The organism is Bacillus sp. TH25 (assembly GCF_016650935.1).
GTDB classification, from domain to species: domain Bacteria; phylum Bacillota; class Bacilli; order Bacillales; family Bacillaceae_G; genus Bacillus_A; species Bacillus_A mycoides.
On sequence record NZ_JAEKEU010000037.1, the window covers coordinates 175,108 to 193,329 of the forward strand.

Sequence of the window (18,222 nt, forward strand, 5' to 3'; positions counted from 1 at the left end):
GGTGTAATAATGATACAAAAGCAACAAGAGAGTAAGTTGGAAGTTGGTCAAACGTTTCCTGTGACAATTAAACGTCTTGGGATTAACGGAGAAGGCGTTGGTTATTTTAAGAGACAAGTTGTTTTCATTCCAGGGGCATTACCAGGAGAAGAAGTTGTTGCTGAAGCAACGAAAATTCAGCGTGGCTTCGCTGAAGCGAAAGTGAAAAAAGTTCGTAAATCATCACCACATCGTGTGAAAGCACCATGTTCAGTATATGAGGAGTGTGGTGGCTGTCAATTGCAGCATTTAGATTATAAAGAACAATTAAATCAAAAGCGTGATATCGTTGTACAAGCATTCGAGAAGTATATGAATGACAGTCTAGAAGAGAAAATTCGCCCGACGCTTGGTATGGAAAATCCATGGCATTATCGTAATAAAAGTCAATTGCAAGTGGGGCGTAAAGACGAAAAGGTTATTACAGGGTTATATAAGCAAAACTCACATCAGTTAATTGATATTTCTCATTGCATGATTCAACATAAAGCAACGAATGAAGCGACAAAAGTTGTAAGACGTATATTAGAAAAATTAAATGTTTCTATTTACAATGAGAAGAAACAAAAAGGTTTAGTACGCACAATTGTAACACGTACTGCAGTTCAAACAGGGGAAGTACAAGTTACACTTATTACAACAAAAGAAGAATTACCAAATAAAGATCAATTTATCGCAGAAATACAAAAACAAATGCCAAGTGTTAAATCAATTATGCAAAATGTAAACTGGCGTAAAACATCTGTTATTTTTGGTGATAAAACATTTAAATTAGCTGGAAAAGAAGTAATTCAAGAAACACTAGGTGATTTATCATTTGAATTATCAGCACGCGCATTCTTCCAATTAAATCCAGAACAAACGGTGGTTTTATACGATGAAGCGAAAAAAGCAGCTGCTTTAACAGGAAACGAGAAGATTGTGGATGCGTATTGCGGTGTCGGTACAATTGGACTTTGGCTTGCGAATGATGCAGCGGAAGTACGTGGTATGGATGTAATTCCAGAAGCGATTGAAGATGCAAAGAAAAATGCAAAACGCCACGGATTCACAAATGCAAAGTATGAAGCTGGTAAAGCGGAACAATGGTTACCAAAGTGGGTAAAAGAAGGCTGGCGTCCAGATGTCATTGTTGTCGACCCACCGCGTACAGGTTGTGATGATAAATTACTTGAAACGATTTTAAAAGTGAAACCGAAACAAGTTGTTTACGTGTCTTGTAACCCTTCCTCATTAGCACGTGATGTGGAAACATTAATGGAGAGCTATGAAGTGGAGTATGTACAACCAGTTGATATGTTCCCGCATACAGCTCATGTTGAGAACATAGTTAAATTAACGTTGAAATAAAGGGATTTTAATGAGATTGTTGATGGGTTTGACCACATTCTGACCACATCAACAATTTTTTTATGATTTTAATGCCTCACTTAGCTTTAAAACAGCACTTTCTTGCATATCTATAGTAACATGACTGTAAGTGTCTAATGTGGTCTTAATTGAACTATGTCCTAAACGCTCACTTACGATTTTTGGATTAATACCTAGCTTTAATAAAATTGTCGCATGTGTATGTCGTAAGTCGTGAAACCTAATTTGAGGTACATCGGCTTTTTTTATAAATTGATTAAAAGTAGTTGTCATAGTTCGTGGTAATATCGGCTGTCCAGTTTCTTTAGCAAAAACTAAATCATTATCCTCATATGACTGCCCAAATAATAATTTGAACTCATTTTGTTTAGCTTTATAAGACTTAAATTCTTTACATAAGTTTTGATCAATAGAAATTAAGCGTTTTGATCCATGTGTTTTGGGTTCTGTAAATCTAAATCCATTCTCATCATAAATAAGTGTTTCCGTAACGCTTATTTTACCTTCATTCAAATCGAAATTCTTCCACTTCAGACCAAGTATTTCGCCACGTCTCATACCTGTATTTAATGCCAATAAGAAAAGATGATAATAGATGACATTTTCAAATTTTGTGCGATTTAAGAATCTTTTCGTTTCCTCAATTGACCACGTAGAATTGACCACTTTTCGTGGTCGAGGTATTTCCACGTGTTGAAATGGGTTTTTAAATAGGAGCTCCCATCTAACAGCATCTTCTAATGATCCTTTTAAAACAATAAAAATATATTCAATATAAGCAGGTGACAAACCTTCATCGATTAATGACTTAACAAATCTTTGTCCATGCAAGGGTTTTAAATCTTTTAATTTGTGTGAACCAAGCACAGGTATAATCCGACTATTTACAGCTCTTTTATAATTGGTGAATGTAGTTTCCCTTACTCTTTGCTTCGCTGTGTTTTCTAACCATTCTTGTAAATAATCACTAAGAGTAAAGTTCTTATCATCAACTAGACTTCCAGTATTAAATTGATGGATAAGCTCATTGCATGCACGTTCGGCTTCTTTCTTTGTTTTAAAGCCTGATGCTGTTTTTTGTTTTCTTTTGCCAGTAAGAGGATCTCTTCCAATATCAATTGTAAATGACCACTTTTCACCGCGTTTTCTAAAATATCCTTTCATTATCCATACCTCCTTGAACTAATAGTATTCGAATAGCATAAATAATTCCAGTATCAGAAAAAGGAAAAGACACTCAAGCGAGTGTCTTTATGATAAAATATACGTATCCATACTTCTAGGTCCACATAATGTGGACCTTTTTTTATTGATACAAAATCAGTATTTTGTTACTTCATTATTTTTAATTTTTGTATCATTAGCTTCTTTTATTTTTTCTGATTGATTTTTTATCTCATCTGTGATTGAAATATCTATGTTACCCGTAGCTTTTTTGTACTCTTGTTGCAATGAGTTAACATTTTGATTGAATGAAATTAGACTTCCAGTTGGAGAATTAACCTGTTCATTAAGTGCTGTCACAACACTATAGATATTTTTATATTCCTCATATACATCTTTGTATAAATCAGGATGCTTTTTTGCAGCTTCTGATACTAATTTTAATTGTTGACCCATCTCATTATAAAGAATGTCTGCGCGTTTAATCATTGGATCAGATTCTGTCTTTTTCGAAATTAGTTCTGTATTAAAATCTTTTTGAGTTTTTATCGCATTAGACCATGTATCAGAATAACCAAATAAGACTAATGTGGAATACATTTCAAATGAGTCAATGTCGTTATAGAAATTAGCAGCCGCCATTAAATACTCATTTTCTTTTTTCTTTTCCTCAGCAAGGGCTTTGTGATTATTTTCAATACCCATTGTAATAAAAATAATCACAAATAACATTACGAATGAAGTAATTGCTGTTCCGAAAGAGATAGCAGATTTTAAGAACAGTGGTTTTGTTTCGTTGTTTTTCTTCTTATTAATGAACCCCATAATTAGAAAAATTAATGCAGCTATCAGTGCAATGATACTGAACCAGGATAACGTTCCTCCCACAGCTTCCCCTAGAACATATCCTATTCCGTATTCGTAGTCTCCAAATTTAATGCTATTATATATTCCTCTAGCGAATAATATGGTTAGTATTCCTATACTAACTAAAATAAACATTTTATTAGATATTTTCATTTTAATCCTCCAAAAATGTAAGATTTCTGAAGTTAGCATAGCAAACATAGCATTAATAAATTGTCATATTATGTCGAATGAACAAATAAAAAAAGAGAGCAAATAGCTCTCTTGCTCAAATTGTAAAAAGATGAATATTTTACAATTTGAAATTGGAAATGATTTCTTTTATGATGAAATCAAATCATAGTATTTCTTTGTTGTTTTGCAGCATTTTTACGTACAATGAAACCTGTTTTGCAAAACGACCTTGCTGATGCCCATCAAGCTCCTCATAAGCTCTTTGGATATCGTTAAAGAGTAATTCTAATAATGCATCTTCTTTTCTGTTTTCAAAATTAAGAAGAGCGTCTGTGGAGGTGTTAAAATATGACGCAAGGACCTTTAAACTTTCGAGGTCAGGTTCATGACGATCGGTTTCCCAATTTTTGATTTGTCCGCGTGATAAACCTGTTCTTTCAGATAATTGTTCTTGCGTTAAATCAAAAGACTTTCGTAACCGTTTAATGTTTTGTCCGACTGTAGTTTTCATAGTTTGAGTATAATAATCGCCTTATCACTATACCATAATTGGTCGATACTCTGACTTTTAAAATATTTATTGGTATTTTTACTATCTTGATAAATATGTATAGAACAAATGTTTGTTTAGTGTTAAAATATTCATATAGATTATTAAAACGTCTTAATGCACAATTGCATATTTATTATTAAAAAACCTGAGAAACGTTGATACACAGCGTTTCCTCAACTTTCTCAATAATAATCAGATAACTCCGCGACTGAATTTTGGGAAATTTGTGTTATTATTAATACAAAATAAAAGGAACGAAAAAAAAGACTCACAGCGTGTGTAAGAGTGATTTGGCCCACTCTTACACCGTTCGCCCGACTCACGAGGGGGAACATCTGCCATAAGTCTCTTCTCGGTTACTACACGAGTAACACTTACATTATAACATGCCGATAATACTAAATCATTACTATGGTATGATTTTCCTATTGTATAATTTGAGAAAAAGCGAAGCGTCTTTGTTCCAAATAGGAGGAGCAAAAATGAAGAAGTTGATGAATCGTATTAAAAAACAAGCTGATAGAAGAGAATTAACATTTCCGGATATTGAACGAAAAACTGGAGTAGATCGAGTTGTTATAACGGATGCGGTAAGTGGTAAAACATCAGAAATGAAATTTGATAAATTTTTACTAGTAGTTTCGATTCTTTTTGAGGATACGGAAGAAAGAAAAAGTATTTTAAACGAGTTCATCATGTTGTGTAGGGGAGATTTAAATATTCGTAAAGTACTTTGCTATTGCCAAGGAATTGGTGAATACGAGGTTATAGACAAATTGATAGAGAAGCATCAAAAAAATAAAAAGTTAATAAAATACTTTAAAATTTATGAATTATATAACCTTAGAAATCAAAATAAAAAACGTGGACAGTTAATGATCGATGAAATGGATGAAATATCTTTTTCTAGTGATTCAGAAATTCAAGTTTTAGTTAATATGCTCTACAGTTTTTCAATGTATGATATTTTTAATTATAGAGCAATGCTTCCTTATACTGATAAGGTAGAAAAAAACCTTAACGAGATAAACAAAGGATTCATAAAATCTTGTCTAGAGATGCATTATAATGATCGAATTGCTTATATTAATCTTTTTAATGAAGATGTGGCGGTTTGCCGAAAGAAGTGTGAAGAAATATTGAATTCTGATATCGAAGTGCCAGTTATAAAAGCAACAGCATTATGTTGCCTTGGTGAGAGTTTTTTATTTACAGACGTTCTTAAGGCTGAAAAATACTTGTTAGAAAGTCTAATGTATTTAGAAGACAATGGCATTTCCAAAAATGGTAGAAAGTATAAATCGTTTCAATCAACACTAGCCTTTCTTTATATTGATAACGGGTTCAATCTCGACAAAATAGACTTTACATCTATTGATACATCTGAAATAGCTTATTATGAAGGCTTATATGGTGATAAAGAAAAAGCTTTAAAAATGTTTGAAGAACTAGCCAAAGAACGAAAATTTGTATCTCCGTTCATAATGTACTATATTTCCAGAATTAACAATGATATACTGGGATTAAGACAAGCTTTGAAGCGTTTTGAACGTGTTGGAAATTATCATTATGCTAATGCTGTAAAGCGTATATTAGCTAGAACAGAAGAGAGAGTGGGATGAGGATGAAAAAATTAAGTATGGCAATCTTATGTATTATGAGTGCGTTCACTCTATCTTTAAATGTTGGAGCAACAACTAAGGAAATTAAAGAACAACCAGTTAAAAATCAAGTACAATATATGATGGTTGAACCGGGTGGACATTAATATTAAAAATATAAATAGTAAAAAAGGGACGTTGCGTACATCGCAGCGTCCTTTCGTACTTTTTGGGGAATGTTGGTTTTTAGTTAAGTGATAAAAAAACGACACCTATTTTTTTCCAAATTATTATTTTTATAAAGAATTTAATGGTTATTATAATCTGCTATAAAGTGAAACTCTAAAAAAATATTAAATTACAAACCAAATATACAGAGGGTGTAGGGGGAAATTACAATGGTAAAAGAGCAAGTAGCAAAAGAAGCAGCAGTTAAGTTGTTATTAGAGGGAAATACTCCTAATACTGAGGAACAATTAAAACACTTACTAGACGATGTGTTTAAAAATAAAAAAGACTAACCATAGAGGTTAGCTTTTTTATTTTTGTTCTTTGTTTTGTTGATACTGTACATACATTTCTAACTGTTCCCAAGCTTTTTTCTGTTCTTCTTCTGATAGTTTAGAGATTAGTTGTTCAATCTTCTTCCCCATTGCTGTTGCTTGTTTATCTTGTTCTGCAGTTAATCTTTCATCAGTGGATCTTCCTAGTAGAAAATCTACAGATACTTTATAAATATCAGCTAGTTTAGATAAAGTATCATAGTCTGGTTTTCGTCTCCCGGATTCGTAACTAGATAGAGTCCCACGGTGTATTTCTAGTTTTTCAGTTATATACGTTTGTGTGTAGCCGCTTTTTTCACGGCAGGCTCTCAATCTTTCTCCTAGAGTCATAAATTTATTCCCCTTTATAAAAAATTTCTATGTGTGTTTTACATTACATTCGAATTGATGTTAATTACAGTATATATACTTTCTGACGACTTTACACTGTTTTTTATCAAATTGATAAAAAAATATAACAAAATGACAAAAAACATGTTTACTTCTTCAAAATGACGACATATAATAAAAATAACAAATCGTCAAAATGACGACTTGGAGGTGAAACATTTGTCTATAGGCATAAGAATACGTGATATACGTAAAAAAAAGAAAATAACTCAGGGAGAATTAGCAAGAATGCTTGGTTTTAGCGGTTCCTCGGCTATCTCTTATATTGAAAATGGTCAACGCAAACTAAACGCTGATAAAATTCCAAAATTAGCGGAAAGCCTAGGGGTAACTATTGAAGAAATTTTTTTGAGTAACACTCGTCAAAACGACGACAATAAAAGAGAGGATGAAGAATCATGAAAAATTCAACAGTTCAAATAGCGTTAGCAGTCACAAAGTTTTCAGCTCGAAAAGGATGGAGCGATGAAGAATTTTGGGAGGCAATTGAGTTACTTCGTTTCAATAAAGAAGATGAAAGGCAAACAGCTGTAGAAAAGTTAGATAGTATCCCAGTTACTAATGATAGTGCAAATGATTATCCCATTATGCTAAATGTAACACACGTAGAAGAAATATTAGGAATAGCAAAAAGAACAGCGTACGACATTATGGATCAAAAAGGTTTTCCTTTAGTCAAAATCGGTCGAAAAAAAGTTGTTCCAAGGGATGCATTCTTTAATTGGCTAGAAAAGGGGGTGTCAGCATAATGGAAGATTCAACATTATTAGCTATATTTGGAATGTTAATCGCATGTGGTTCGTGGTTGTTTTACATCACTTATGAACCAATAAAACAATGGTCTTGGAGTGATGTAGAAGAAAATAAAAAGACCCACGGTAATGGGTCCTTTCAAAAAAATAAGTTGTTATAAGTATACCACGGAAAGTAGGTAAATAGTACATGGATTTAATTGAATATCAAGTGCTATTACCTATTAAGTTCTGGGACTTAGCAAAAAGCAAAGATGAATTAAAACAAATGATTGAACAGTATTTAAAGGTTGGTTATCCGCATTATGAAATTCAACGAATTATTAAAAGTGGACAAGCATATGTGGCAGTTTGTACGAGGAGGTAAATAAATGGCAACGTTTCGAGTTAATAAAAGTAAAAATTACACAACCATTAATAATACGGGTCTTCGAGATGAACGGTTGAGTTGGAAGGCAAAAGGGATATTAGCTTACATTTTATCATTGCCGGATGATTGGGTATTTTACATGGAAGAAATAGCAACACATGCGAAGGATAAAATTAGTAGCTTATATTCAGGAATGAAGGAGCTCAAAAAGTATGGTTATGTAAAAAGGTTCCCTATAAAAGATGAAAAAGGAAAAATTATTAGATGGGAAACAATCGTTTATGAAGTCCCACAACAAGAAAACCCACATGTAGAAATTCCACAAATGGACATTCCATATGTGGAGAATCCACATATAGAAAATCAAACACTACTAAGTACTAATAATTTACTAAGTACTAATAAACAAAATACTAATATACAAAGTAGTAGTAGCATCTTCTCTTTCTACGAAAATAATTTCGGTATTTTAAATTCATTCATTGCCGAAAGTATTTCGCAATGGGTAAACGATACAAGCGAAGAACTTGTACAAGCAGCTATGGAACGTGCATTGAAACAGCAGAAGAAATGGAATTATGCTGAGGGCATTTTAAAACAGTGGGTTAATAAAAACATTCTTACTTTAGCTGATGTTAATGCAGCTGAAATAGAGTTTAAAAATAAAGGTAAAAAAGGAGCGAAGAAAAATGACCGTAACACAAATGAAAAAGGTAGCCCAATCCCTGGATTTGAAGGTAAATTACCATTCTGAGCAATGCATGAAACATTCTTATGAAATAGGCGGTCAAAAAATCGTTAAGCCTGTTCAGATGATTGAATATAAAGGACAAGTTGTTTGCCCAAGATGTGTAGTAGAACAAAACGATAAAATTTTAGAAGAACAAGCAAATGCTCATTATAAAAAAATTGATCGGTTGCAGAAATTCAACATGCTAGAAAAAGCGAGTGTCATTACTAATAGGAAAATGCCTCTTTCAAGACTTTCGGATTATAAAGTTGGATGTGCAGAAACAACAAGGCACAAACAGAGTGTAGAAGAAATTTTAGAGGAATTAAAAAGTGGAAAAGTTCAAAAGGTTGTTTTTACAGGGAATCAGGGTACAGCAAAAAGCTTTTTAGCCTATAGCATGCTTTACGAATTAAATCAGTATTTTTGGGACATTAGTCAGAAGGAAGAAAACTATCATCTAATGAAAAGTTGCTTGTATGTTGAATTAGAGGCAATCACGAGAATGATTATGGATTCGTTCGATGATAAGAGCAGTAAGTATACACTTCAATATTTTGTTCAGTTAATTGCTAAAGCTGATTTTGTAGTTTTGGACGATTTAGGAGCGGAAAGCGGTTCGACATATTCAAATAGGCAAGCTTCAGACTTCATCCAACGTCTTTTATACGCTGTATCTAATGCTAGACAAGGTATGAATACATTTACAACAACTAATTTCACTGGGGAACAGCTCTTTAATAAATATGATGCAAAAACAGTTAGTCGTTTATTGGGTGATTCAAAAGTATTGCAATTCACTACAGCAGATCAAAGGCTTGCAAATTTAGGATTCTAATAAGGAGGAATAAAGATGTGTACATTATGTCATGATACAGGGATTATTCGTAAAGAAACTTATCCAGGTGTAATTGAAACGAACGGTTGTAATTGTGAAGTAGCAAAGCAACAGCAACAAGAAAATGATAAGCGTCGGGAAGCATGGTTAATAAAATTCGAGTCAATGAAACAAGAATTACAACGGAATCAACAACAAAAGGTAAGTTAACAAGGGGGAGCAAGTTATGAAAAACACAGGTGTTGCAAGAAAAGTGGACGAGCTAGGACGTGTAGTAATTCCGGTTGAGTTACGCAGAACTTTGGGGATTGCTGAAGGTACAGCATTAGACTTTCATGTTGATGGGGAAAACATCGTTTTAAGAAAACATGAAAAGTCATGCTTTGTAACGGGTCAAGTTTCCGAATCAAACATGGAGTTGCTAGACGGCCGGATGTTTTTGAGCAAGGAAGGGGCAAGTGAATTACTGGAACTTATTGAAAAGAGCGTGAAGGTGCATGCCTAAGCAATTAAATATTTTCGATGTAGAGCCAGCAATTTGTGAGTTCGATGTAATGAAAGCAAATGTAAAAAGGGGAACTGGACGCACTACATATGCTGATGTACGCGTTCAGGTTCCTAAGAAAGCGAAATGTACGGATGAGTTACCACGTAAAACGGAGCCAGATGACCGTTATGAATTATTTGAACAGTATGCAATAGCAATTTGGCGATATGAACGATCAATTGATAGCTCTTGTAAGTGGGAAACAGCAGAGGAATTGTGTAAGGCGGCACGAGATAAAAAGGAAGATATTCCAGTAAGGATTTATTTAGGAAGTGGCTTCAAACCAGATGTTGTCAAGTACATGAAGTGAGAAAAAGGGAGAGGAACATATGAAAAAAATAGAAATCGATGTTAGTAGCAACAAGCTTTTAATAGTGAAGGATGGAAATGTTACAACGGTAAATCCACCAATGAGCGGATTCGGCGAGCAAGTTGCAGTTTGGGTTAACGGTAAAGTTGATCGCGTGGATACTAAGTTTACTGAAAAGATAAAATAATCATTTTTAGAAGGTAGGTTTGCTTATGAGCGTAGCAAGAAATCATGAAGCGATGAAGGAATCACGATTGAAAATATACATCGCTTTAGAAGAAGCTAACTTCATTTGGGATGAAAGAGATGTAATTCGCTTTCGTGAAATGTGGAGTCAAGGTATGAGTTTACCGAAGATGGCAAAAGCGTTAAGGAGACACCAAGCGGAGGTGGCGCTCCTTGTAATAGATCAGGCTGATCAGTATTTAATTGAAAATCGTCCGATAGGATTAGGGATTTGCTAAATAGGAAGGGGAAAACAAAATGAAAACAATGGAAAACGGTGTATTTGGGGTAACAAAATTAATCAGTAAATCAAAGGAAGGACAAGCTGTAATGAATATCAATCAAATTTGTGAATTAGATCAATATCAAGAAGCGGCATTACGTACATGGAATACAAATAACGATTTCGGTGGACGTGTTTTAAATGCAGCATTAGGGCTTACGGGAGAAGCTGGCGAGGTTGCTGATGTTGTAAAAAAAGCTATTTTCCATGGCCATGGATTTGATCCAGCTCATTGCCCAGGAGAAGAAGAAGGGAACACGCATAAAATCGCTTTAGAGCTAGGGGATATCTTGTACTATATTTCAATCATGTCTCACGAAATGGGATATACCTTAGAAGATATCGCTCAAATGAATATAGATAAATTAGCAACAAGATATCCAGACGGATTTAGTCGAGAAGCTAGTCAAAACCGTGTTGATGTGAAGTAAGACAAAATTTGAATTTTGTACAGAAATGGGGAATCAAAGTGAAAGATGTAAAGATAGAAAACACTTGTGGAAGTTTACGTATTTTTGTAGATGGAACTGTTATTGGAAATGTATCTGACGAGATTGGAAAAGTGGTTACAGAGAACTTATTAATAAATTTGGATAAAGCTGGAGCTATTAACCTAACTATTGAAAACTAAACAAAAGCGTTATTTGAATAGAAAATGGCAGGTAATTGACTAAGTTACCTGCCGAGATCCAAAACAGTACGGAGGAACAAGCTCCGTTTTGAAAGAGTGCAGCCGAGGGAGCCTGCTTGTAGGTAGTATGTGTAATGGGAAAAAAGATTATTCGAAAAGGGGAATGGAAAATGGAATACATTGAAAAAGCAACTAAAGATATTAAAGAGAATTGGTTTGAAAATCATGTAGCTGAAATTCAAGGTGAAGAAGGATTGCAAGTTATTTATTGGGGCAAACCTGGAACGGTAAGTTATCGCACTAAATTTGTTCTTTCTGGATATAACGTGTTTATTTCTGGTGATATTGGTGAATCAGTGTACAACCTTACGTGTCCAGCAACATTAGAAAACATTAAAGGATTTAATTTAGGATACTTCACAGAAAAGTTAACGGCATTTTGTGAGGAACGTTGGAATTTCGATGAAGAAAAGGCCAAAAGGGAGCTTGATGAATATTGGAAAGAATACGATATAAATGAAACAACTGAAGACGGACGGGAAGTATATGATCGCATTATTTCAGCAATTGAAGAGAGTTCATCTATGGAAGGTTACCATTTTTGGTTAAGTGACGTTTATCATAGCAGCTCATTAGATTCTGACACATTGGAAGACATTTGGAACTTCGGCAAAAGGTTGCCACGTCGTTTAATTGGTTACTGGTTAGGATTGCAAATGGCAATTGAGCAATTAGAGAAAAACAAAACTGAAGCAGAAGCAGTGACTTTATAACCAAATTTATTATTTCAATCGAAAAGGAGAATGAGAGATGGAGTTATTAAAAACTCAACAATGTCCGTATTGCGACTCGATCGTGGAAGATTGTCGTGCTGAATGGGAAGAAGGAAATCATGAGGTAGAATGCGATTCGTGCAATAAAAAATATCAAGTAGCACCTATTTATGAATTTAAGGGTTTTGAAGTTCAAAAGGTTTGTGATCATTGCAATGAGGTGGAAGAAGATTGTTATTGTGATGTTGAGGAAGATGAAAACTAAACAAAATAGTTATTTTAATCGAAAAGTAGGTGGTGCAGTGGGATATACGTTCATATTTTTATTAGGTTGGATTCTTGGTCTAGTGACAGGATTGGTAGAAAAAGTGAATAAAAAAATAAAGGGGAATGAAGATGAAAAAGAATAAATTCCGTGCTTGGCATAAAGAAAAGAAATGTTGGATAAGTTTTCACAATAACGGATATGCATTTAATCCGAGTAATGGTCAAATTTATTACGAGGGACTGAACATAACAAGTCGTATCGATTTGGTTCAGTGTATAGCACTTATCGATAAAAACGGAAAAGAAATATATGAGGGTGATATTTTAAAAGGCCCTGCGTTATATGAAACGCCAGAAAACACTGCAACAACGTATAGCCATTGGAAAGTAACGTATAACAATTGCTCGTTCTATTTAAGAGATAGTCCGATTGAAGAAGATATTGATTGGATTTCAGAAGAATGTGAAGTTGTTGGAAATGTTTATGAGAATCCAGAGCTATTAGAAAACTAAACAAAATTCTTATTTAACAACAAATAAAAAGAGCACATTTTTATATGCACTCTTAGTAAGGCAGGTAAATGTCTCATGAGATATAAAAAATTCAAAAAATCGTAATCAGATTTTCACGAGTGAATTTTTAATAATGTATGCCTTACTTGGAGTTATGGAGCATGTCACTAAAGAAAATGGTCAAGTGGAATCTAGAAGTAATTAAACAAAATCCTTATTTAAAAACAAGAAGCCCTAGGGTTAGGGCTCTAGGGCTTCTTGTTTTGGTATATCTCACACGGTTTTATAAAAAGAATAGAACGTACTGAAGATAACATGTGAATGTTTCATAAATGTATCAAAAAAGTGAACAAAATTGCTATTGCAGAAGAAGCAGAAATGAAGTTTCTAATACGTAAGTGCGTAAAAGGTATTATTTCCAGTGAATAAAAGGCGCGTGGGGCACCTAATCATTATTTTATGGGAAGAAAAGAATATGTTATGAACTTGGTTGAATGAAAAAATGAAAATTTTACTTTTAGAGTGAAACTGAACAAAAACGCTATTTGGTAGAAAAGAGGGATGTTTGTTGTCAATGTACACAACAGCCAAAACATGGGATGAAATGATGAAAGTATTGCAGTCGTTAGAACCACCTTCATGCTTGTCGGTGAATTATGATCCAGATAATGATGAGTATAAAATTTGGTGTGGTAATCAGCCATATTACTTTTATGATGATGAGATTGAGAAACTTGATAATGAAAAACGTGTTCTACAGAAAGAAAATAATAGATTACATTCGTTGGTCGATAGATTGCTGGGTTAATATAAAAACTTCATTTTAATAGAAAGCGAGGTGGTGATATGAGTCTTACTTTTATAGATTTATTCGCAGGATTGGGTGGTTTTAGGTTAGGTATGGAACAAGCAGGACATAAATGTCTTGGATATGTAGAATGGGACAAGTTTGCTAGGAAAAGTTATGAAGCAATTCATGATACCGGAGAGGAGTGGACATGGAATGACATTTCAACAATTGACTATAGAAACATTCCTAAATCCGACTGTTGGACTTTCGGATTCCCGTGTCAAGATATCTCAATTGGAGGAAAAACACAAGGATTTGATGGGAAAAGATCCTCTCTATTCTTTGCAGTTACTAAATTATTACGCCAAACAAAAGAATGGAGTCCCGAAAGATTACCTAAAAAATTATTCATTGAAAACGTTAAAAATTTTCTCTCAGTTAACGGAGGGTGGGACTTTTTCAAAGCCCAAATTGAATTGGGCGAAATCGGGTATGACTGCGAATGGGAATTACTCAATTCTAGAGAGTTCGGAGTTCCCCAAAGCAGAGATCGAGTATTTATTATCGGACATCTTAGAGGACACAGCAGACGAGAAGTATTTCCTATCAGAAGAACTATTGCAGCAACTCCGTTACCAAGAACAGGGGGATTCAAAATAATTAATAATACTGTTCAAGGGTATGATTACGCTGGTGAAAATGATGTGATTAATTTCGCTTTTCCTGGATCAAATACAAGACGCGGCCGGGTGGGACGTGGGTATTTTCAAACGATAGATACTCAATGCTCACAAGCTGTTCTAGATAACGGAAGATGGCGGCAAATTACACCAAGGGAAGCGTTTCGTATACAGGGATTCCCTGATTGGGCGTTCGATAAAGCAAGAGAAGTAAACAGTGATGTGCAGCTTTTTAAACAAGCAGGGAACTCAGTGACTGTACCAGTCATTTATGAAATAGCAAAGAGATTAGTATAAAAATTTCATTTTGTAGAAAAGGGGAATGGATTGATATGTACGATAAAGAGAAAATTTATGATGAGGAAATTGCACCGTTAATGCAGCAGATTCTTGAAATTTGTAAAAGAGAAGAACTTCCAATGGTAGCTCAGTTTTATCTCGCTGAAGAGTCGCCATATGATGAGGAGTCAGTTACACCATTATATTGCACATCAATTATTATTCCTGGTGATCGTAACGATGAGGAAGGTATCCAACAATTGCAGGATATTGACGAGGTAATGAAATATGGAAAGAATGGTCCTCCATACTTTATGGCAGCAACAATACGAAAAGAATAAAAGAGCAGCTAGCAAAAGCTAACTGCTCAGGTCATAGAAATGGGTTGTCTACAGTATTGACGGAATATTGAGTTTTATTCAGGGGAGGAAGAGAGTAATGAAAGAGAACATTGGTAAATTAAATGAGGTTAGAGCAATAATGGTTTTCCTTGTAATGACAATGGATGATCAGTTTGAAGTAGAATTTGATGTTTCGTGTGGCGAAGATATAGAAAACTACATGAAGTTGTATTTAGAGCAAAACTGGAAAGAATTATTCGAAAACACTAGGTATGTATGTGACGCTTCTTTCCAAGGTATTCAAATGTTAGCTAGGGATAAAGAGAATAAACATTCGTGTTTTGTTGAAGCGATGAATACACGTAGACGTGCGAATATCAGCATCAATCGAGAAATACTAAAAGATAACAACCTAGACAAGATCAATAGAATCAAAGAAATAATTAATTCTTAACAAAATAATCCTTTGAATAGAAAGTGAGGTTAGGATAATGAAAAGCTATTACTGCTGTCCTAAATGCGGTACATACAGTGGAGAGTGTTTCGAAGTAAAAGAGCAGCATCAGATGTCGAAATTATCTACGTTACCAAATGAAACACTGGAGTGTATTAAATGTGGATGGAAAGGATCATGGGTAACTGCTAAGCAAATAAAACTTAATGATTAGAAAGAGAGGTTAGGAGAATGGAAGGTAACGTAAAGCTATTAGGTATAGACGGAATGTGTGGAATGGAGTTTACAGGGAATAAGGTTAATGTTTATAACGATGAAGGATACGTAATGGAGAGTATGACAACAAGGGAGCATATTCAGGAAGTTATTGATTTCCTTGAAGAGTGCAAAGAGCAAATGGAATAGAAAGCGAGGTTAGGAGAATGGGAGTAAATTTAGAAGGTGTGAAATTCTTTATAGAAACACCTGATGGTGAAAGTGTGGAAATAAAGGGTGGTGTTCAAGAGGTCAGTATTCCTTCTAATAAGATAGTTGATTCTGATTTTGATTTTGGGAAAGAATACAGCGGTACTTTCACATATGAAGAACCCGAAAATATAAAAAAATTGAAAGATATAGGATTTACACCACAGCAAGCATGGAATATTCATTTGCGTAAAGGTGAGAGTTGGAAAGAGAACTAAAAAATCCTTTTAATAGAAAGTGAGGTTAAGAGAAATGTCTAAATTAAAGAAAAAGAAAACCAGAAAAGCTATCGCTCGACGTGCGAAATCCTTTGAAAAATATAGAGTTAAAAACGCTTGGAGAAATATTTTTGTACAAGCTGGTATTTTAAAGTGAAAAGAAAATGAATATAGTCCGGCTAGAAAACTAGAGGACACCAATTTTTAGAGCAGCAATCAAGCTGTTTTAAGAATTGGTGTCCTCTTTATTTTTGAAAGGGGATGTAGAGAGTGAAGAACTTAAAAGATCAAATACGTGAATGGAAAAAGCAATCTAAGCAAGTAAAGAAGAAACATAAGAAAAAGAAAGAAGAGAAGCTAACCACTCGTGACATTGAAAATTTAATGGGGGTTTATGGACCACGTTATGAACGTAGACGTGGTGCATTAAGACAAAAATAATAAAAATGGAGGAATTTAATATGAATAAACAATTATCATTTAAAATGCCAATTGTAGATGGGAAAAGAACAAAACAAGAGGTTGAAAAAGTATTCGAAGATTATCGTAGATATTTAGCAACAATGCCATGTGATATGTTGCCAAAAGTGACGCCATCATATTCAATTGTTCCTCCATCAGTTACAAATGAATTTAATAGTTCAACAGAGAATATTGCTATCGAAAGAATAGAGTATGAGCAAGAAAGAAAAGAGTTCATGGATTGGCTTTATGATGCTGTGAATCGTTTGAGAGATGATGAACGTGAAGTCATAGTGAAATTTTATATGGAAGATGAAGTTGGATATGATCCAGACATTTGGATGGATTTAGGTATAGGTAAAACAAAGTATTATAAGTTAAAAGGACGAGCTATACTACGTCTAGCATTCAATCTAAAAAAAGAGGTATATCAAAACATGCGTAGACAAAAAGAGGTGCCAAGCGTATGAATCTCGTTCAACCAATAAGAGATAAAGAAATGATTCAGGAGCTCAAAGAATATTTTAAGGGACAGAATGAGCGCAACTACATTCTGTTCCTTCTTGGGATTAATACAGGATTACGTATTTCGGATATCTTACGTTTACGAGTACGTGATGTAGAAGGATGGAGTATATTTATTCGTGAAAAGAAAACCAAAAAGGTTAAAGAGGTAAAGATGCCTTCTGATTTAAAGAAAGCATTGAGGGAATATGCGAAGGGGAAACTTAAGAACGAGTTTCTTATTAAAAGTAGAAATGGTAAGAATAAACCTATTACTAGGTCGATGGCATATGTAATTTTGAATCAAGCGGCCCTAAAATTCGGACTAGAACGAATTGGGACTCATTCACTAAGGAAGACATATGGATATCATCACTACAAACAATTTAAAGATGTAGTTGTTTTGCAAAGAATGTTAAATCATACAGATCAAAAAGAAACATTAAGATATATAGGGATTGAACAAGATACATTAAATGATTATCAAAAGAAATTCAAAATCTAAACTGTTCTTTTTTTTAGCCACTTTTGAATTAGCTACAAAAGAAAAGTGTCAAATTCATTTATAAGAAGTATGGAAAAGCTTGATAGCTCTAAGGAGAAACGAGATGGTCTAATTCAACACAATCTAGTTTATAGCTAATTCATTTTTAAGGATAAAAGGCCATATGTTATCAAAACTATGCGAAAAGAGGCTGAAAAACGATGATAAAAAGTACAAGAAGTATTGATGGATTAAATTGCGGTTCAGTAATTTATGATGAAGTGGAGCAGAATTTACGAGAAACGTTGGGAAGTTGCGCTGAAGCAAGACAAACATTTTTTTCTCCAATTATTAATGGTGCAGAGGATGACATTCAATTAATAGGAGGTATTGATTTTAGCTCTGGTGAAGATTGGTCATCTAGGGTTAGAGTAAGAAACCCGAGACTGTTAAATAAAGAGAAAAATAAAAAATAAAAAACGCGAACTATTCGCGGACAATTTGCGAACTATTTACGGACACGTTTTGGTTTTTAACATGTTATATTTATATTGTGAGAAGTGGCGGAAAACACAACTCACTAT

The 18,222-nt window shown here is 34.0% G+C and carries 36 protein-coding genes; 32 read left to right on the plus strand and 4 right to left on the minus strand.

Annotated features, from left to right (window positions below; all coding sequences use genetic code 11):
- Positions 1-9 precede the first annotated feature (9 nt).
- A complete protein-coding gene (gene rlmD, locus JFT89_RS19860) occupies positions 10-1,389 on the plus strand; it encodes a 23S rRNA (uracil(1939)-C(5))-methyltransferase RlmD (protein ID WP_201040485.1) in 1,380 nt (459 codons plus the stop codon).
- A gap of 60 nt (positions 1,390-1,449) precedes the next feature.
- On the opposite strand, the gene JFT89_RS19865 is transcribed toward rlmD, so the two are convergent.
- From JFT89_RS19865 to JFT89_RS19875, 3 genes are all read right to left on the minus strand, one after another.
- Entirely contained in the window at positions 1,450-2,574 is a 1,125-nt protein-coding gene (locus tag JFT89_RS19865; protein WP_201040486.1) for a site-specific integrase, read from the minus strand.
- Between the two features lie 156 nt (positions 2,575-2,730).
- A complete protein-coding gene (locus JFT89_RS19870; RefSeq protein WP_201040487.1) occupies positions 2,731-3,594 on the minus strand; it encodes a hypothetical protein in 864 nt (287 codons plus the stop codon).
- A 184-nt stretch (positions 3,595-3,778) separates the two neighbouring features.
- Positions 3,779-4,126 carry a helix-turn-helix transcriptional regulator gene (locus JFT89_RS19875; protein WP_201040488.1) on the minus strand — a complete coding sequence of 116 codons (348 nt, stop codon included), beginning with the start codon at positions 4,124-4,126 and terminating at the stop codon, positions 3,779-3,781.
- 524 nt (positions 4,127-4,650) lie between these two features.
- Here JFT89_RS19875 and JFT89_RS19880 point away from each other — a divergent pair.
- The 3 genes from JFT89_RS19880 to JFT89_RS30525 all read left to right on the plus strand — a co-directional run bounded on the left by JFT89_RS19880 (position 4,651) and on the right by JFT89_RS30525 (position 6,290).
- Complete coding sequence (locus JFT89_RS19880) at positions 4,651-5,790, plus strand: AimR family lysis-lysogeny pheromone receptor (RefSeq protein ID WP_201040489.1); 1,140 nt, start codon at positions 4,651-4,653, stop codon at positions 5,788-5,790.
- Positions 5,791-5,792: 2 nt separating this feature from the next.
- Positions 5,793-5,936, plus strand: a complete 144-nt coding sequence (locus JFT89_RS19885) for a hypothetical protein (protein WP_201040490.1) — start codon at positions 5,793-5,795, stop codon at positions 5,934-5,936.
- Between the two features lie 231 nt (positions 5,937-6,167).
- Positions 6,168-6,290 (plus strand): hypothetical protein, encoded by a 123-nt coding sequence (locus JFT89_RS30525; protein WP_000237931.1) that lies wholly within the window; start codon positions 6,168-6,170, stop codon positions 6,288-6,290.
- Positions 6,291-6,308: 18 nt separating this feature from the next.
- Here the strand turns inward: JFT89_RS30525 and JFT89_RS19890 are convergent, their stop codons facing one another.
- Positions 6,309-6,662: a helix-turn-helix domain-containing protein gene (locus tag JFT89_RS19890; RefSeq protein WP_000172107.1), complete on the minus strand. Its 354-nt coding sequence runs from the start codon at positions 6,660-6,662 to the stop codon at positions 6,309-6,311.
- Positions 6,663-6,872: 210 nt separating this feature from the next.
- On the opposite strand from JFT89_RS19890, the gene JFT89_RS19895 reads away from it, so the two are divergent.
- The 28 genes from JFT89_RS19895 (at position 6,873) to JFT89_RS20030 (ending at position 18,114) form a co-directional block, all read left to right on the plus strand.
- A complete protein-coding gene (locus JFT89_RS19895) occupies positions 6,873-7,124 on the plus strand; it encodes a helix-turn-helix domain-containing protein (protein WP_307838612.1) in 252 nt (83 codons plus the stop codon).
- Entirely contained in the window at positions 7,121-7,471 is a 351-nt protein-coding gene (locus JFT89_RS19900; RefSeq protein WP_201040492.1) for a helix-turn-helix domain-containing protein, read from the plus strand. The genes JFT89_RS19895 and JFT89_RS19900 overlap by 4 nt, the downstream gene beginning before the upstream one ends.
- Positions 7,471-7,635 (plus strand): hypothetical protein, encoded by a 165-nt coding sequence (locus tag JFT89_RS19905; protein ID WP_002010076.1) that lies wholly within the window; start codon positions 7,471-7,473, stop codon positions 7,633-7,635. Before JFT89_RS19900 ends, JFT89_RS19905 begins: the two co-directional genes overlap by 1 nt.
- A 29-nt stretch (positions 7,636-7,664) precedes the next feature.
- Entirely contained in the window at positions 7,665-7,841 is a 177-nt protein-coding gene (locus JFT89_RS19910; protein ID WP_016101441.1) for a hypothetical protein, read from the plus strand.
- Positions 7,842-7,845: 4 nt separating this feature from the next.
- Positions 7,846-8,598 (plus strand): DnaD domain protein, encoded by a 753-nt coding sequence (locus JFT89_RS19915; RefSeq protein WP_201040493.1) that lies wholly within the window; start codon positions 7,846-7,848, stop codon positions 8,596-8,598.
- Positions 8,549-9,412 (plus strand): ATP-binding protein, encoded by an 864-nt coding sequence (locus JFT89_RS19920; protein ID WP_201040639.1) that lies wholly within the window; start codon positions 8,549-8,551, stop codon positions 9,410-9,412. Before JFT89_RS19915 ends, JFT89_RS19920 begins: the two co-directional genes overlap by 50 nt.
- A gap of 15 nt (positions 9,413-9,427) precedes the next feature.
- Positions 9,428-9,622: a hypothetical protein gene (locus tag JFT89_RS19925; protein WP_201040494.1), complete on the plus strand. Its 195-nt coding sequence runs from the start codon at positions 9,428-9,430 to the stop codon at positions 9,620-9,622.
- Positions 9,623-9,638: 16 nt separating this feature from the next.
- A complete protein-coding gene (locus JFT89_RS19930; protein ID WP_085310007.1) occupies positions 9,639-9,917 on the plus strand; it encodes an AbrB/MazE/SpoVT family DNA-binding domain-containing protein in 279 nt (92 codons plus the stop codon).
- Positions 9,910-10,269: a cell division protein SepF gene (locus tag JFT89_RS19935; RefSeq protein ID WP_085310009.1), complete on the plus strand. Its 360-nt coding sequence runs from the start codon at positions 9,910-9,912 to the stop codon at positions 10,267-10,269. The genes JFT89_RS19930 and JFT89_RS19935 overlap by 8 nt, the downstream gene beginning before the upstream one ends.
- A gap of 19 nt (positions 10,270-10,288) precedes the next feature.
- Complete coding sequence (locus tag JFT89_RS19940) at positions 10,289-10,456, plus strand: DUF3954 domain-containing protein (protein WP_042596972.1); 168 nt, start codon at positions 10,289-10,291, stop codon at positions 10,454-10,456.
- A 25-nt stretch (positions 10,457-10,481) separates the two neighbouring features.
- The gene (locus tag JFT89_RS19945; protein WP_201040495.1) at positions 10,482-10,733 is read left to right on the plus strand and encodes a helix-turn-helix domain containing protein; all 252 of its coding nucleotides are present in this window, start codon (positions 10,482-10,484) and stop codon (positions 10,731-10,733) included.
- A gap of 19 nt (positions 10,734-10,752) precedes the next feature.
- A complete protein-coding gene (locus tag JFT89_RS19950; protein WP_201040496.1) occupies positions 10,753-11,208 on the plus strand; it encodes a nucleoside triphosphate pyrophosphohydrolase family protein in 456 nt (151 codons plus the stop codon).
- A 38-nt stretch (positions 11,209-11,246) separates the two neighbouring features.
- On the plus strand, positions 11,247-11,408 hold the full coding sequence (locus JFT89_RS19955; RefSeq protein ID WP_002138068.1) for a hypothetical protein: 162 nt from the start codon (positions 11,247-11,249) through the stop codon (positions 11,406-11,408).
- A 170-nt stretch (positions 11,409-11,578) separates the two neighbouring features.
- Positions 11,579-12,181, plus strand: coding sequence for a hypothetical protein (locus JFT89_RS19960; protein ID WP_201040497.1), 603 nt, complete (start codon positions 11,579-11,581; stop codon positions 12,179-12,181).
- Between the two features lie 37 nt (positions 12,182-12,218).
- Complete coding sequence (locus JFT89_RS19965; RefSeq protein ID WP_201040498.1) at positions 12,219-12,446, plus strand: hypothetical protein; 228 nt, start codon at positions 12,219-12,221, stop codon at positions 12,444-12,446.
- Complete coding sequence (locus JFT89_RS19970; protein WP_201040499.1) at positions 12,436-12,591, plus strand: hypothetical protein; 156 nt, start codon at positions 12,436-12,438, stop codon at positions 12,589-12,591. The genes JFT89_RS19965 and JFT89_RS19970 overlap by 11 nt, the downstream gene beginning before the upstream one ends.
- On the plus strand, positions 12,578-12,961 hold the full coding sequence (locus JFT89_RS19975) for a YopX family protein (RefSeq protein ID WP_201040500.1): 384 nt from the start codon (positions 12,578-12,580) through the stop codon (positions 12,959-12,961). The genes JFT89_RS19970 and JFT89_RS19975 overlap by 14 nt, the downstream gene beginning before the upstream one ends.
- 574 nt (positions 12,962-13,535) lie before the next feature.
- Positions 13,536-13,769: a hypothetical protein gene (locus JFT89_RS19980; protein ID WP_242488423.1), complete on the plus strand. Its 234-nt coding sequence runs from the start codon at positions 13,536-13,538 to the stop codon at positions 13,767-13,769.
- 38 nt (positions 13,770-13,807) lie between these two features.
- The gene (locus JFT89_RS19985; RefSeq protein WP_201040501.1) at positions 13,808-14,728 is read left to right on the plus strand and encodes a DNA cytosine methyltransferase; all 921 of its coding nucleotides are present in this window, start codon (positions 13,808-13,810) and stop codon (positions 14,726-14,728) included.
- A 35-nt stretch (positions 14,729-14,763) separates the two neighbouring features.
- Positions 14,764-15,051, plus strand: coding sequence for a hypothetical protein (locus tag JFT89_RS19990; protein ID WP_201031447.1), 288 nt, complete (start codon positions 14,764-14,766; stop codon positions 15,049-15,051).
- 97 nt (positions 15,052-15,148) lie between these two features.
- Complete coding sequence (locus JFT89_RS19995; RefSeq protein ID WP_201040502.1) at positions 15,149-15,505, plus strand: hypothetical protein; 357 nt, start codon at positions 15,149-15,151, stop codon at positions 15,503-15,505.
- 231 nt (positions 15,506-15,736) lie between these two features.
- Positions 15,737-15,910, plus strand: coding sequence for a hypothetical protein (locus JFT89_RS20000; RefSeq protein ID WP_201040503.1), 174 nt, complete (start codon positions 15,737-15,739; stop codon positions 15,908-15,910).
- Between the two features lie 17 nt (positions 15,911-15,927).
- Positions 15,928-16,188, plus strand: coding sequence for a PadR family transcriptional regulator (locus JFT89_RS20005; protein WP_201040504.1), 261 nt, complete (start codon positions 15,928-15,930; stop codon positions 16,186-16,188).
- Between the two features lie 34 nt (positions 16,189-16,222).
- Positions 16,223-16,345: a DUF3983 domain-containing protein gene (locus JFT89_RS20010; RefSeq protein ID WP_002010097.1), complete on the plus strand. Its 123-nt coding sequence runs from the start codon at positions 16,223-16,225 to the stop codon at positions 16,343-16,345.
- Positions 16,346-16,458: 113 nt separating this feature from the next.
- A complete protein-coding gene (locus JFT89_RS20015; RefSeq protein WP_201040505.1) occupies positions 16,459-16,629 on the plus strand; it encodes a hypothetical protein in 171 nt (56 codons plus the stop codon).
- 20 nt (positions 16,630-16,649) lie between these two features.
- Positions 16,650-17,120, plus strand: coding sequence for an ArpU family phage packaging/lysis transcriptional regulator (locus JFT89_RS20020; RefSeq protein WP_201040506.1), 471 nt, complete (start codon positions 16,650-16,652; stop codon positions 17,118-17,120).
- Positions 17,117-17,659: a tyrosine-type recombinase/integrase gene (locus JFT89_RS20025; RefSeq protein WP_201040507.1), complete on the plus strand. Its 543-nt coding sequence runs from the start codon at positions 17,117-17,119 to the stop codon at positions 17,657-17,659. Before JFT89_RS20020 ends, JFT89_RS20025 begins: the two co-directional genes overlap by 4 nt.
- 200 nt (positions 17,660-17,859) lie before the next feature.
- Complete coding sequence (locus JFT89_RS20030; RefSeq protein ID WP_201040508.1) at positions 17,860-18,114, plus strand: hypothetical protein; 255 nt, start codon at positions 17,860-17,862, stop codon at positions 18,112-18,114.
- Positions 18,115-18,222 lie beyond the last annotated feature (108 nt).